Raw genomic sequence first — 13,231 nt, 5'->3', positions numbered from 1 at the left:
GGGGTGCAGAAGCAACGAGGCAGACCGCGCAAGTACGACGGCAAAGTTGACCTGACAGACCTCAGTCACTTCACCTTTGTGGAAACCGTGCAACCCCAGGTTGACCTCTACACTGCCCGATTGTGGCACGTCTCCTTGAAGCGGGAGATTCGAGTCGCCTACCTAGTTGACCGTCGCGTTCCGAACCGAGTCCGCACCTGCCTGCTGTTCAGTACCGATGTTGAGCAAGCCCCCAAGCAGATTATTCAGTTCTATAAATTGCGCTTCGGGATTGAATTTCTCTTCCGCGATGCCAAGCAGTTTACGGGTCTGAGTGATTGTCAAGCCCGTGACCTCTTGAAGTTGGACTTTCATTTCAATGCCAGTTTTACCGCCCTCAATCTAGCGAAGTTCGACGCGCATCCCCAGCACACCGGTCAAGACCCATTTGTATTCTCAATGGCAAGCGTTAAGCGTCGTGCCCTCAATCAACACCTACTTGAACGATTTATTGCCACCTTAGACTTGGAGCCAAGCTTGATTAAATCCCATCCCAACTACTCAACCCTTTGCGATTACGGCACTATCGCCGCCTAAAACTGTCCGAAGTATTGTTTGATGGCAGCAATGATTTGATCACCTGTCGAATGGAATGTTCCTGTGACTCATGTACAAACACCAACGGCAACAGCGCCACTAATCGCACGACACTAGAGAGGGCAAACATCCCAGGTAAACCACCGTAACTTGTGAACTGGGCAAGATATCCGCCAGCCGTTGTGCCTAAAGCACCGCTCACACCCGCGATCGCGGCTGCCACCGCAAAATAACTCGCCTGATGTTTGACCGGAGCGATCCCCAGTTGAATATTGTTGTTGCACAGGTCGATCGCTGCCCAAGTTCCACCACTGAGAATGTGCAGTAATGGTAGCCACAGCCAGAGCGAGAGGGTGTTTGCTCCGGTTCCCAACCACAGGAGCGGCGTGACGGCAACCAAAATTCCGACGAGCAAGAGCAGCGATCGATTGCCCACCCGATCGACAAGTTTGCCCCAAAAGATCAGCATTAGCAGGTTTGCGCCAGCCGTCAGACTGTTGTAAAGCGTCACCCAGGTCACGTCGATCGCCAGGTTATCCAGCATATAAAGGTTAAAGAAAGGCGCGCTGAGATTAACGGCAAACATCCATACGCCAAAGTAGAGCAAGAACCGCAGAAAGTTGCCGTCTTGCAAAATGGGTAAGGTCGCAATGGAGTTGATTCTAGAGGTTACGGGTTGGGGATTCGCAGCGCTTACCAGTTTTTCATCGGTGACCTTCGCTGCCGCTTTTTGCTCTTGCGGATCTACATCGACCATGAACCACTGATAGTTCAGACTCACCAGCCCGGCAATGATTCCTAAGAACACGACGAATCCATAGCCCTCGATCGTGCCACGCGGATAAACCGACACGATGACTCCCGCGATCGGCACTGCGATCAAGCACGTCAAACTTGCGGCACTGTTGCGAATTCCAAAATATCGTCCTCGCAGTCGCCTGGGCACTAGCACTGCCAGCCAGCTTAACCAGGCAGCGCTTCCCAGTGCTCCTAGAAGGTGGGTGGCACAGACGATCAGCAGCGTCCACTGCACCAGCAGATGCGAGTCTAGGTGTTTCCAACTAGCGATCGCGATGCCAGCGACTAGCAGCAACCAGATCAAACGAGCAGGAGTATAAATCCAATAGCAGTACATGTGGCGGCTGCGAGTCCGATCGCTCCAGTAGGCACCCAATGGCTGAATCAAGTTTGCCACCATCGGAATCGATGCCGATAGCCCAATTTCGACTGGACTGGCGTGCAGCTCTACCAAAAAATTACTGAGCAACACACCGCCGACAATGTTGGAGAAAATCGTTGCAAACACCCCGTCGATCGTCGAAGCTCTTAAGCTAGTCCGCAGCGCATCTTTCGGGATTTTAGAATCTGGCTCGGTTGCTGAGGGAAATAGAGATTCGGTTCCAGTAATTGGTTCTGGAGACCCTTGAGACAGGTGAGTGAGCGTTTCTATCGTCCCTAAATCCACTGCGTACCTCTGAGTTTTAAGACAGACGGCGTGCGACTTCGCTTCTCCAACAAAGTCTAACGCGATCACCCATCTAAGCTTAAGAAATTCTCAAGGTCTGCAACCTCTCCTTTTGAAGGATTTCTCACCTGTCTCTGCACGGTTAGCCAAACTTTTTCTTGGCTTGCTCATAAACCTCGATCGTGATTTGGGTCGCGCCTGCTTCGAGGGCAAACTTCTCAATTTTCTTACGGGCGGCTGGGCGCACAAAAAACGGAATTTCTTTCAGTTTTGCCTCTGCTTCGCTAGTCCACACGATCGGGTCGCTCATGATTTGCCTCAAACACTACCATCCTTTTAACACAGGTTCTCTCAGCAGTTCACGAGTGCCTCTGGTGACGGTGAGAAAGTTTCCTTTAGGCGTTTTAGCCAGAATGTATTCAACGTCTTTGTTAACCGCATAAAAGTAATTGCCTCGTGGGTCGAAGTCTTTTAGAGGCACCCGAATGCTTTGCCGACGGTCTTTTTTGCTGACTCCTACATAAGAATTGGGATTATCTCCGCCGCAGATGCTCACCCAATAGCTTTTGGTTTCCATTGTCAAAAAGGTGCTCTCACTTTTGCGGCAGTAGTTTGGAATCGCTTGGGCAAGCAGCAAAGGCTGATTGGATTTGCTAGAAACTGTCTGCGACTGTGCTGGAAAGACTGTAAAACAACAGATGCCAAGAGCGATCGAGACGCGGCTCAAAGCGGACTGAAGACGCGATCGAGATTTCATTAAAATCATAGCGGCTCTACTGTATAAAAAAGTACGTTCACTCTATTATTAAACCGCAAAAAAATGAGAATAATTTGGTTGGGCAGTCTTCTAAACTGAGGGTACGATCGCCCATAGTTCTCTCTGCTCTTTTCTCTGATACCACGGCATGAATTTAGCTGACTTAGCATTCACTTCAGCGTTGGATCAAGCTCGGCTGATCCGCACTAAAGAAATTTCTCCCCTCGAACTGACTCAACTCTATCTACAGCGCATTCAGCAGCTAGACTCGCAGTTGGGCAGTTTTTTCACCGTGATGAGCGATCGGGCGATCGCTGATGCCACTCTCAAAACCGAGCAGCTAACCGGGGATATTTCAGAGTTACCACCTTTTTTTGGCGTTCCGATCGCCGTTAAAGATCTCAATCCGGTTGCAGAGGTGCCGTATTCAGGCGGGGTGAAGATTGCCCTTCAGAAAAACATTGCTAAATATGATGATTTAGTCGTAACAAAAATCAGGCAAGCCGGGTTTGTAATCTTGGGCAAGACGGCAACCTCTCAGCTCGGTTCGTTTCCTTATACAGAGCCACCTGGGTTTCCTCCTGCCCGCAATCCCTGGAATTTAGACTACACGCCTGGCGGGTCAAGTGGCGGGTCAGCCGCAGCCGTCGCCGCAGGATTTTGTGCGATCGCTCAAGGGTCTGATGGCGGCGGCTCGATTCGCGGTCCGGCAGCTTGCTGTGGTTTGGTTGGGCTAAAACCTTCGCGAGGCAGAATCTCAAATGCGCCAGTGGGTGACTATTTGGGAGGCTGTGCAGTCAACGGACCGATCGCCCATACGGTTGCAGATGTTGCCGCGTTTTTAGATGTCACATCTGGGTATGTGACAGGCGATCCTTATTGGCTTCCTAACCCTGAGCCGTCTTTTTTAGCGGCAACTCAAACTACTCCAGGCAGATTGAGAATCGGCTGCATCACGTCATTTTTGCCGATCGGAGATGCCGATCCAATCTGTCGCGATGCGGTGCAAAAAATGGCGCACCTGCTCGAAGGGTTGGGTCACGACATCGAATCAGTCACCCCAAACTTTGGTGATTTGATCGAGCCTTTTATCACCATTTGGCGCACTCAAACCGATGTTGGCATTCCCCCATTTTTCTTAGAGCGAGTCAATCGATGGCTGTGGCTCCGAGCACGTTTTACGACAGGAGGGCAATATATAAGATCGATCCATCAACTTCAGCGATTTGCTCGCCAAGTCGTTCAGTTAATCGAGCCGTTTGATGTGTTGCTCACGCCCACTTATTTGCACCCAACTATTCGAGTCGGTGAGTGGGCAAAGCTAAGTCCGGCAAAGACGATCGAGCACATCATCCGCTGGATCGCGCCCTGCCCAGCTTTTAACGTGAGCGGACAACCTGCCATCTCACTGCCTGCTGGGTTTGATTCAAAGGGTCTGCCGATCGGAATTCAGCTAGTCGGTCGCCCCGCCGATGAAGTGACGATTCTCTCGTTAGCAGCACAAATCGAAGCGGCGCAACCGTGGATTGGAAGTCGTCCAAAATTTGGTGAAACCAGCGGCTAATCCTACGGTTCTTTGCGAATTGAGCAGCGATCGAACCAGCCCTGATATAAATCAAGGTGACTCTGATCGTCTAATTCGATTTCAATCCGAATCTTTTTGCAACCCGGTTGGGCTTGGTGAGCGATCGAGTCAAGCAACCAGGCAGCCGTTTTAGGTGAAGAAAACTCACCGCCAATCGTTAAATTTGAATGAGTTTGTAAATCATTTAACTGATAGTCTCTGAGTTCTAAACCTTCAATTTCGCCGTGTCCTAAATCGATTTCTGCTAGTTGTTTATAGTCTGGGCTAATTTGCTCGACAATCAATTTCTCACGCCGAACAGGAACTTCAATGATGTAAGTTTCAATCTCTTTGCGGACAACAACTTCTCCAACCTTATGTTTGTTATAAGAAACCGCTAATCGTTCTTCTAAAAGTCGAATGCTCTCTTCATGCACGACTTCTCCTGACATCGCTTTTGGAAGTGCTGTATGACCCAGCAGTTCTTGAGCCTCGGCAGGAGCCGGCTGATTTTCTAACCCTTCGAGAGAGGTCAGCTCGATCTCTTGGGGTTGGTCATCTGGCTCGGGTGAAGAGTTCATAGACAGTTGATAATCTGGGAGGTTTCTAATCGTGGCTTGAGTCAATGTGATAGAGAGAGTATGCGATCGCGATCGTACCCAACTCACAACACGGCTAGGAATCAAGAAAAGACGCTGCCCGTTATTTACGTCTGGCTGAGAAACGACCAAGTGCAAACGCTGTTGCTCGTTGAGCACTATGTCAGTCACCTCGCCCACAAAACGCCCATCTGGATCAATGACCGCAAAGCCTTGTAGTTTGTTTTTTAGCTGGTCTAGTCTTTGCCCTAACTGACCCGTTGCTGAGTGGTCACCTAGACTCGCCTTGGCAGAAATGTCACGATTCATAGATCTAATGAGGTTAGCTGATTTTTTGTAAAGGCATGGGCAGAGCCACTAGATAGCCCTGCCCACCTCGCGTTAGGCGCTCAAAGCGAAAAGATTAAACGTCTAACCGACTGTCTTAGAGAATATCTAAAAAGGTTTAGACGATCGCTTAGACGCGCGACTTAGTATCGCCATCGATTACAGGACGACCTTGAGTATCAACATCTAGTTCTTCACGACGAAGTTGCTCTTCAGCGGTTACGGTGTCTTGATCGACGACTTTCGTCACCCGCACTTCTTCCCGCACAAACGCTTCTTTGTGAATGTCAGGCGTTTCTTCATAGACTTCCATGCGTGCGACTTCACCTTCGTGAAATGTCTCGCTGCCAGGAGTCACAGCCGCGCTACCAGTTGGGGTAGTGCGCTCAATCACGACCCGCTCTTTCTCAATGGGTACAGATACTCTAGCCGTTTCGGTTTCGACGCGCTTCCCGACTGCGACTTCACCCGTTTTTTGGCGAGTTTTGTTAGCAATCAGACGCTCTTGATAAAGTTTGAGGCTGGGGTTTGTGCTTTCTTTGATGTCATACAGGTCGGCATCCATACCGTAGTCGTAAGTGTCACGATCGTAGGTCGGACGAGCCATGCTCATATCTGCATTGGTCTCGATCGCGCCTGCGCCCATTGAAGATCCGGTATAGGCAGCGCCTTCAACAGGCATCGGAGTGTTCAAGGTACCAGAAGCGTCAAGGGAGGTAGCACCCATCGCGCCCACAGCACCCATCGCCGCACCTGCGGAAGGACGATAGATGTTCCGCACTTCTTCTTCTCTGTCGTAGTCAACCTTGAGATCGTCGGTAAATTCTGGCAGTGCTTCGACTTGCTGCTTGGTCAAGCCATCTGCATAGACGTGATGAGCGCTGTAGTCAATGCGTGCCCGTCCGATCGGGAGCATCACTTTTTTGCCGAAGATCCATGCGCCTGTGTTGATGATTAGATAGCGAAACTTTCCATCGTCATCAACTAAAGCATCGTTCACTGAGCCAATTCTTTGATCGCCAGAATAAAGATCTAATTCTTTAATATCTTGACCATCAAAGTGATCGCGATAGTCTGGGTCGAAGTCTTTGATTTTGTAAAGTGCCATGTTATTTTCCTCAAGTTTTTTCCTGCCCTTACTCGCTAATAGTAGAAAGTGCTTGCTCAGACTTCCTCTTTCTAATGACTCAATCGGCTTCTCTCTAATGGCTGACTTCCGCTCAGTTTTCAGCAAAACAAGCCTTTCTAGAACTGCTTTATTAAGAGGTGATTAACGTTGACTGAGGTATAGTTTTGTAAATAGTTTGACTGCAATCCGTCTGAAGTGCCGAGAGTTGATTGACCTCATGCTCCATCCAATCGTTGATAAAATCGTCTGTCTAGTATGATTTGACTAAAAATGAAGACTCAATCCTGGTTGACTGTGGTGAAACAGCAACGGGCGATCGCGGTGATTCGTGCTCCTCAATTTGAACTCGGCAGACAAATGGCAAAAGCGATCGCTGCAGGGGGCATGAAGCTGATCGAGATCACTTGGGATAGCGATCGTCCGTCTCAGTTGATTCAACAGCTTCAGTCAGAGCTACCGGACTGCACGATCGGAACTGGAACGGTGTTGACGTTAGACCAATTGCGAGACGCGATCGCTGCAAAGGTGGCGTTTGTCTTTACGCCTCATGTGAATGTCGAGTTGATTCACTGGGCAGTCGATCGCCAGATTCCAATCATTCCAGGTGCGTTGACTCCGACTGAAATTTTGACCGCGTGGCAAGCTGGAGCTAGCAGCGTTAAGGTTTTTCCAATTCAGGCTTTGGGCGGAGCGGACTATATTCGCAGTTTGCAAGCCCCCCTCGGTCAAATTCCTCTGATTCCAACCGGGGGAGTCACCTTCAAGACTGCTCAAGATTTGATCGATGCGGGAGCGGTGGCGATCGGGCTAGCCGGAAATCTGTTTCCAAAAGCCGCGCTGCACGCTCAAAACTGGGCGGCAATTACGCGGCAAGCCAGCACTCTGATGAAGCTATTAAACGTCTCGTAGATTAGCGGAATCTAATGGGAGAGTCGTGTAGTTAATCTCAGGTCGATCGACCGGGATCAGGGTTTTAGAGGGTGCTACAAGTCTATTAGCTCTTTCCCGCCTGAGATTTGACCGTGCCGCAGGGTTGCATTCGCCACTATTCAAACACGATTTAATTAATAAGGATGGGAGGGACTGATGATCAAGTGCCTCATGAATGGTCGACGGTTACGCAACGCTGGAATTTTGGCGAGTGCTCTGTTTATAGTCGCTCCGATTAACATCTGGGCAACGCCTGCTTTAACACAAACACCACCCGTCGCGATCGCGCGGGCAACCGATTCGATTAAGAGCGCGATGATGAAGTTAAAGAAATCAAACCAACGCTGGATTGAAGTTGACTTAACCAAACAGCGATTGATTGCTTGGCAAGGAAAAACTCCCTTTCGTGCCGTGATTGTGTCAACGGGCAAAGCCGCAACTCCAACGCTAACCGGAGTGTTTCAGATTCAATCAAAGCTGCGATCGGCGCGAATGCAGGGAGACAATTATGATCTGCCAGATGTGCCGTTTACGATGTATTATTCGGGCGGCTATGCGATTCATGGTGCTTATTGGCATCGCAGATTTGGCACTCCGGTTAGTCACGGCTGCGTCAATGTGGCGATCGACCATGCAGAAATGCTGTTTGATTGGGCATCGATCGGCACTGCGATCGTAGTACACAATTAGACGAATTTATAGATAGCTGCGCACTCGCTCAACTCGTTTAGGAGCTTCCATTTCGGTAAATAATTGAATGGCTTGATCAAAATGTAGCCCACTGTTTTTAGCTTGGTTCATCCGCTGGTAGGTGATGCCAAGCTGCAAATGAGCTTCAGCGAGGTCACATTTAGCCCCAATTTTGCTTAAGAGTTCGATCGCCTGTAGGTGATGAATCGTTGCGGATGCAAATTCTCGTTGTTCGCGATAGAGTTGGGCGATGCCGTGCAGCGCGTTGGCTTTGATTTGAGTGAAGTGATTGTCTTCAGAATATCGCGTGGTTTGCTGGTAGAGCGCGAGCGAGCGCTCGATCTCGCCCACATTTCGATAAGTCGCGGCTAAATAGAGGAGGCTATAGCCTGCTCCCCAAGCTGAGAGTTGACTGAGCAACGATTCAGAATCAACTTGATTGGCAAACTCTAAGGCAAGATGCTCACGCCCCGTACTGGAATGCAGATAAGCTAGACAGCATTGAGAATAGACCAGGTAATTGGAGTTTACATTGTCTTGCTGACTCATTGAGTAAACTTGATTGAAATACTCGATCGCAGCTTCAACTTCCCAGAGATCTTTTTTGCAAAGCCCTAAATTTAAGAGAGTCGAGACTTTGAACTGGTCTTGATTAAACGCTTTTGAAATCTCCCCGGCTTTTTGGTGACACTCGATCGCAGATTGAAAATTTCCGGCAAGCCGATAGATATAGCCGAGTAAGTTGTAGAGCATTCCCGATCGGTGATCAGGTTTGACGTTATCAATAATGCGATTGATCGCAGACACCATTTGCTCCATCAATCCCAGTCGATAAAACAGCCACCCTAACGGAATTTCTTCTCCCCACTGGCTGTTTCTAAACTCAACAATCACATTACACGCAAGCTCAAAGTCATTGATTTCAACATAGTGATGATAGGCTTCTAACGCTCTTAGCGCATCGTCTACGGTGTTGACAATGGGCACACTTTGCATCCAAAACTCAGCGGCTTTTTGATGAGCCATCGCCCATTCGTCGCTTGGTCTCAGCTTCGCGATCGCCATCGCTCTAATCACGGGATGCAGCCAATATTTTTGCCCACGCCGCCCTTCTAACAGCGATCGTTCTTGCAAAGATTTAATCACTCGTTTGTGTCGATCTAAAGGCACATCCCACAACAGATCTAACACTCCATTCGCGGAGACAAACGAAATATCTTGATAGCGATAGCACCCCAATCGACACAGCAATCGATAAGCATCTGGGTCGATCGACTGCAATCGAGTAAATTGACTGGCAACTAAATGATTTAGCTCTTGCTCAATCAGCAAATCGTCTCTGTTTTCCTGCCAATAGGCTTCAATATCGCCTTCAGAGTCGATCAAAATCGCACCACTGAGAATCTTCATGGCTTTGGCGTTGCCTCCATAAGAGCGCCACATTTCAGACAGGGCTTCGCAATCAGTCCGAATCTGACGACTGCTAAAAAACTCTCTCCAATCCTCTTCGCTAAGGCTATCTGGGCGATAGGGTTGCACACTCACACTCGCTTCATAGAGACGCTCTCGACTCGTGATCAGCGTCACCGATCGCGATAGCACCGAAGAGTCGGCTAACACTCTCAGCAAGTCAACATAGGGTCGGCGAGAGTCGATGAATCTGCCTTCGCCGTTCAAAGCGGATTCTAGATTGTCAATTAAGATGCCAATGCGCTGATTTGGATTACGCAATTTGCGCCGCAATCGCTCTAGATTGATGCCAAAATCTCGTTCAGTCTCTTCTTTAAAGGTTCCACGCAGCCATTCTTCAACGACGCTTTCAGCCGGAGTGATGCTCTCTTGCTCGATGGGCATCCACAGTTCTAATTGCAGATCAAACCCTTGGGTGTCGAGATATTTGCGAGCGAGGGTTGTCTTTCCTAGCCCGCCTTCGCCTTGAATGACAATGATTTTTGCGCCCTGGCTAACAAACTGATTGAGATCCGCGATCGCGCGCTCTCGTCCCACAAAATCTGCGTTGGCAGCGATCGCAGGTGTCCTTGTCAAAACGACGGGTCGATGTGCTTGATATCGCCTTTCAAGGGCTGATCTAAAGTTTGGTTTGCTAACATCTTCGTCAAGTGCCTTTGAAAGTGATTTACAAAGTCGGGTACCTACTGAACGCAGATAGCTCTCGTCGTAGCCTAACTCTTGGGCTATCTGCTCATAGGTTTGCCCCTCCCAGGCTCTTCTAAAAACGTTTCGCGTTAGGTCGTCAAAATGCTTTCCGATCGCTCTAAAAACCAATTCATCTGCAAACTCCAAGACTTCATCAGCACCCATTTGCGAGCCAGCTATTATTTTTTATTCTTATTGTAATGATTAGCGATGACTAAGCAGAAAGCCAGAAGGCGATTGTTGCATCAACTTACCGCTTTATCGCTCTATGACTAAATAGGCAGATAAAAAAGATCTAACGTTTTCCAACAAATTGATCGAGTCTAACGTTTTCCAACAGGGACGGTCGATCGAGCATCACACATTATCAAATTGCATAAATTTAACAGTCGCGGAATGATATGGCTGGAGGCACCCTAAATGCCTCAACAAAGCCAAGGTGAGGAGAGTCGTGTCTTATTACCGTCACCAGGAGTTGCACTCATGCGTCATCTAAGCCCTCAACCAACGCTTTCATCGTCGTCTCAGGCTGACATTCCTCATTATTCTGAGTCAGTGATCGCTCCAGAAATAGCACCTGCGATCGCACTGCTAACATCACAGATCACCACGCTTCGCAATCAGATTACGACGCTTTACACTCAGATCCACGAGATGCAGACCCGATTAAAGGAGCTAGAAGCGGTGGCTTACCCAATCAATCAGCGATATCGTGCGCCTGACCCTGAGAATACGATTTATAGTCCGATCGTCAAACTTTCCTTCAAAGCGATGAAGCTATTGTTTCTATTTCTGGCAGGGTTGGCGATCGCTTACATCCTTGCTGGCAGCCTTGGCGCTTCGCAGGTCATAGATGGTTTGCAAACTCTGATCTCAGTTTGGCTAATGCCGCTGGCTGCGCTGGTCTTTTGCACGATCGCCGCTGCTGCAATCATCGAATCGCTGAAATGATTTCCAAACCCTATAGAGACGTTCCGGTGGAGCGTCTCTAAAACTACATTTGAATTGTTAGGCTGTGGTGGCTACTCTCGATCAACCCAATATCGAGGCTTACGTTTATGATGTGCTACAGCCAAAATCCGAATCACTTCCTCATCGACAACACGGTATAAGAGTGAATAAGGAAATTTTGGCAGAATCACCCGACGAATAGAGCCTCGAATCACAGAACCCGTACTAGGATAGCGTGCCAGAAGGTTGGCTGCATGTTCTACTTCTGATAGATACTCTAGCCCAAGCCCTTGATTTTCTTCCTCATAGTAAACTGCGGCATCAATAAGTTCCTGTTCTGCTAGGGGGTGAAATACAACGCTTCTCATTGCAAGGATGTACGAACTCGTTGAAACACTTCTTTAGCAGGAATGCCAGCTACTTGATCTATGTTCATAGCTTCATCACGCTTTTCAGCTTCCTCAGCCCAACTAGCTGAAATTTCTTGATCTATTTCACTGATTTGCCCCAAATGCTCAATTAGTCGCGCTAATAGAATTACTTGAGAATCTTTTGGAAGTGCAAAAACTTGGGCTTCAAGCTGTTCAAGGGTCATGGTGAACACACAAATTCTATAGTACGTTGTCTCATATTGTACTCGAAGCGCATAGCACAACACCTCAGCAATTCACACTGCTGAGAAATTTAAGCATTGAGCAATACTGACGCAATTAGCTTCTCTTGAAGAGCAATCCGAGGAGAGATACTGGCACGACAACAATTTCCCAAATGATGAAAATAGCAATCATGCCAAGTCCTGCTCCCGCAGCATATGCTTCGCTAGACCCTACCATGCTTGAATCCACCTCACCAATGTCGGCAAACAAGCCGTAGCCACAGATAATATTCCAGTCACGATGATTTTAATCATAAGTTATCGCCTTCAATGGGTGAGTCAGCCTTCGTATCTGTATTTAGCTTCCCCATCAATCGGAGCAGGCTAACAATTGCATAAACAGTCACCAATTGCCGTAAAGTCTAGAGAAAGAGAGGTTTGCAGGTTTAAACGGGTGGAAATTTTCAAGATTAAGGTAAAGCCAAACTCTAAACAGCAGAAGATTGAACAGCAGGACGATGGCAGCTTTCTCATTCACTTAAAATCGCCGCCTGTCGATGGTAAAGCTAATCAAGAACTCATCAAACTGCTGTCCGATCGCTTCAATCTTCCCAAGTGTCATATCACGATTAAGTCTGGGGTGTCGTCTAAACACAAATTGATCGAACTCGATCGCTAACCGATGAATTCAACGCCCAAAGTTTCTACTATTTCTCTGAGCGCGATCGTGCTGGCTGGCGGACGAAGTTCTCGCATGGGTTACGATAAAGCGCTGATCGAGATTTCCGACGTTCCTTTGCTGAGACGAGTGTGTGATGTGGCACTGCACTGTACTCATCAGGTTTATGTGGTGACGGGCTGGAGCGATCGCTATCGTGCAATTCTGCCTCCTAATTGCCATCTAATCGCAGATCCTCAACAAGGACCTTTAGTGGGTTTTGCTCAAGGATTAACGCACATTCAAACTGATTGGGTGCTGCTGTTGGCGTGTGATTTGCCTCGATTGCGGGGTGAAGATTTGCAGTCCTGGATTATTGGGTTAGAAACAATTGCACCTGACAAGATCGCGCTGTTGCCCTACGGTCAAAAAGGTTGGGAACCTCTCTGCGGATTTTATCGCCGCACCTGTTTATTTGAATTACAGAGTTTTATTGCTCAGGGAGGACGATCGTTTCAATCCTGGTTAGCCAAGCAGTCTGTTCAAGAATTGCGGCTAGAAAACCGAGACGTTTTATTTAACTGCAACACTCCCAAAGATTTAGAAGACTTTATTCGCGCCGATCGCTAAACTCAACTTTATCCATTTATTGAAAAGCTGTATTTAAGTATCCTTTGCATCACCACCAAGACTTCTCGCCCTCCCACTCCAACGTGTTGTTGAACCGGGCTTTCGCGACAAGTTTACGACTTCTCTGCCGCTTTCTGCTTCCTTCTTGCGTAGATCTGCAAATATCACGTCCAGATCATAGTCGAAGGACTTCGCATACTCCT

Annotated in this window: 15 protein-coding genes; 7 read left to right on the top strand and 8 right to left on the bottom strand. The window is 48.3% G+C overall.

Going from position 1 to position 13,231, the window contains the following annotated elements; translation table 11 throughout:
- The coding region (locus tag A8707_RS15915; RefSeq protein WP_156518507.1) for a transposase at positions 1–576 on the top strand (576 nt) is incomplete at its 5' end.
- On the opposite strand, the gene A8707_RS15910 is transcribed toward A8707_RS15915, so the two are convergent.
- The 3 genes from A8707_RS15910 to A8707_RS15900 all read right to left on the bottom strand — a co-directional run bounded on the left by A8707_RS15910 (position 563) and on the right by A8707_RS15900 (position 2,807).
- A complete protein-coding gene (locus tag A8707_RS15910; protein WP_156518626.1) occupies positions 563–2,041 on the bottom strand; it encodes an MFS transporter in 1,479 nt (492 codons plus the stop codon). The two genes, A8707_RS15915 and A8707_RS15910, sit on opposite strands and share 14 nt — an antisense overlap.
- A 142-nt stretch (positions 2,042–2,183) precedes the next feature.
- Positions 2,184–2,351 carry a PCP reductase family protein gene (locus A8707_RS15905; protein WP_068818230.1) on the bottom strand — a complete coding sequence of 56 codons (168 nt, stop codon included), beginning with the start codon at positions 2,349–2,351 and terminating at the stop codon, positions 2,184–2,186.
- A gap of 15 nt (positions 2,352–2,366) precedes the next feature.
- Positions 2,367–2,807, bottom strand: a complete 441-nt coding sequence (locus tag A8707_RS15900) for a hypothetical protein (protein WP_197484796.1) — start codon at positions 2,805–2,807, stop codon at positions 2,367–2,369.
- 139 nt (positions 2,808–2,946) lie between these two features.
- Between A8707_RS15900 and A8707_RS15895 the strand changes: the two genes are divergently transcribed.
- Positions 2,947–4,362, top strand: coding sequence for an amidase (locus A8707_RS15895; protein ID WP_068818229.1), 1,416 nt, complete (start codon positions 2,947–2,949; stop codon positions 4,360–4,362).
- Positions 4,363–4,364: 2 nt separating this feature from the next.
- Here A8707_RS15895 and A8707_RS15890 read toward each other — a convergent pair whose 3' ends face one another.
- Both A8707_RS15890 and A8707_RS15885 read right to left on the bottom strand, forming a co-directional pair.
- Positions 4,365–5,270 (bottom strand): DUF2382 domain-containing protein, encoded by a 906-nt coding sequence (locus A8707_RS15890; protein ID WP_082906384.1) that lies wholly within the window; start codon positions 5,268–5,270, stop codon positions 4,365–4,367.
- 148 nt (positions 5,271–5,418) lie between these two features.
- Positions 5,419–6,396 (bottom strand): DUF2382 domain-containing protein, encoded by a 978-nt coding sequence (locus A8707_RS15885; protein ID WP_068818228.1) that lies wholly within the window; start codon positions 6,394–6,396, stop codon positions 5,419–5,421.
- Positions 6,397–6,687: 291 nt separating this feature from the next.
- Between A8707_RS15885 and A8707_RS15880 the strand changes: the two genes are divergently transcribed.
- Both A8707_RS15880 and A8707_RS15875 read left to right on the top strand, forming a co-directional pair.
- Positions 6,688–7,326 (top strand): bifunctional 4-hydroxy-2-oxoglutarate aldolase/2-dehydro-3-deoxy-phosphogluconate aldolase, encoded by a 639-nt coding sequence (locus A8707_RS15880; RefSeq protein WP_068818227.1) that lies wholly within the window; start codon positions 6,688–6,690, stop codon positions 7,324–7,326.
- A gap of 177 nt (positions 7,327–7,503) precedes the next feature.
- On the top strand, positions 7,504–8,037 hold the full coding sequence (locus A8707_RS15875; RefSeq protein ID WP_082906383.1) for a L,D-transpeptidase: 534 nt from the start codon (positions 7,504–7,506) through the stop codon (positions 8,035–8,037).
- A 6-nt stretch (positions 8,038–8,043) separates the two neighbouring features.
- Here the strand turns inward: A8707_RS15875 and A8707_RS15870 are convergent, their stop codons facing one another.
- The gene (locus A8707_RS15870; RefSeq protein ID WP_068818226.1) at positions 8,044–10,359 is read right to left on the bottom strand and encodes a tetratricopeptide repeat protein; all 2,316 of its coding nucleotides are present in this window, start codon (positions 10,357–10,359) and stop codon (positions 8,044–8,046) included.
- Between the two features lie 255 nt (positions 10,360–10,614).
- Here A8707_RS15870 and A8707_RS27605 point away from each other — a divergent pair, with 255 nt between their 5' ends.
- Positions 10,615–11,145 carry a hypothetical protein gene (locus A8707_RS27605; RefSeq protein ID WP_156518624.1) on the top strand — a complete coding sequence of 177 codons (531 nt, stop codon included), beginning with the start codon at positions 10,615–10,617 and terminating at the stop codon, positions 11,143–11,145.
- Between the two features lie 71 nt (positions 11,146–11,216).
- Here the strand turns inward: A8707_RS27605 and A8707_RS15860 are convergent, their stop codons facing one another.
- Both A8707_RS15860 and A8707_RS15855 read right to left on the bottom strand, forming a co-directional pair.
- Positions 11,217–11,513, bottom strand: coding sequence for a type II toxin-antitoxin system RelE/ParE family toxin (locus A8707_RS15860; protein WP_068818225.1), 297 nt, complete (start codon positions 11,511–11,513; stop codon positions 11,217–11,219).
- Positions 11,510–11,740 carry an addiction module protein gene (locus A8707_RS15855; RefSeq protein WP_068818224.1) on the bottom strand — a complete coding sequence of 77 codons (231 nt, stop codon included), beginning with the start codon at positions 11,738–11,740 and terminating at the stop codon, positions 11,510–11,512. The genes A8707_RS15860 and A8707_RS15855 overlap by 4 nt, the downstream gene beginning before the upstream one ends.
- 454 nt (positions 11,741–12,194) lie before the next feature.
- Between A8707_RS15855 and A8707_RS15850 the strand changes: the two genes are divergently transcribed.
- Positions 12,195–12,419, top strand: a complete 225-nt coding sequence (locus A8707_RS15850; RefSeq protein WP_068818223.1) for a DUF167 domain-containing protein — start codon at positions 12,195–12,197, stop codon at positions 12,417–12,419.
- Positions 12,420–12,422: 3 nt separating this feature from the next.
- Positions 12,423–13,028 carry a molybdenum cofactor guanylyltransferase gene (locus A8707_RS15845; RefSeq protein ID WP_068818222.1) on the top strand — a complete coding sequence of 202 codons (606 nt, stop codon included), beginning with the start codon at positions 12,423–12,425 and terminating at the stop codon, positions 13,026–13,028.
- Positions 13,029–13,231 lie beyond the last annotated feature (203 nt).

The sequence above is a fragment of the Phormidesmis priestleyi BC1401 genome (assembly GCF_001650195.1).
GTDB classification, from domain to species: Bacteria; Cyanobacteriota; Cyanobacteriia; order Leptolyngbyales; family Leptolyngbyaceae; genus Phormidesmis_A; species Phormidesmis_A priestleyi_B.
This window is presented reverse-complemented; position numbering and strand designations above follow the sequence as displayed.

Bases quoted from the DNA above. Each gene is read 5' to 3' on its own strand.
- A8707_RS15855 (WP_068818224.1), bottom strand. From the start codon at position 11,740: ATGACCCTTGAACAGCTTGAAGCCCAAGTTTTTGCACTTCCAAAAGAT.
- A8707_RS15890 (WP_082906384.1), bottom strand. From the start codon at position 5,270: ATGAATCGTGACATTTCTGCCAAGGCGAGTCTAGGTGACCACTCAGCA.
- A8707_RS15845 (WP_068818222.1), top strand. From the start codon at position 12,423: ATGAATTCAACGCCCAAAGTTTCTACTATTTCTCTGAGCGCGATCGTG.
- A8707_RS15875 (WP_082906383.1), top strand. From the start codon at position 7,504: ATGATCAAGTGCCTCATGAATGGTCGACGGTTACGCAACGCTGGAATT.
- A8707_RS15900 (WP_197484796.1), bottom strand. From the start codon at position 2,807: ATGATTTTAATGAAATCTCGATCGCGTCTTCAGTCCGCTTTGAGCCGC.
- A8707_RS15880 (WP_068818227.1), top strand. From the start codon at position 6,688: ATGAAGACTCAATCCTGGTTGACTGTGGTGAAACAGCAACGGGCGATC.
- A8707_RS15860 (WP_068818225.1), bottom strand. From the start codon at position 11,513: ATGAGAAGCGTTGTATTTCACCCCCTAGCAGAACAGGAACTTATTGAT.
- A8707_RS15895 (WP_068818229.1), top strand. From the start codon at position 2,947: ATGAATTTAGCTGACTTAGCATTCACTTCAGCGTTGGATCAAGCTCGG.
- A8707_RS15870 (WP_068818226.1), bottom strand. From the start codon at position 10,359: ATGGGTGCTGATGAAGTCTTGGAGTTTGCAGATGAATTGGTTTTTAGA.
- A8707_RS27605 (WP_156518624.1), top strand. From the start codon at position 10,615: ATGCCTCAACAAAGCCAAGGTGAGGAGAGTCGTGTCTTATTACCGTCA.
- A8707_RS15905 (WP_068818230.1), bottom strand. From the start codon at position 2,351: ATGAGCGACCCGATCGTGTGGACTAGCGAAGCAGAGGCAAAACTGAAA.
- A8707_RS15885 (WP_068818228.1), bottom strand. From the start codon at position 6,396: ATGGCACTTTACAAAATCAAAGACTTCGACCCAGACTATCGCGATCAC.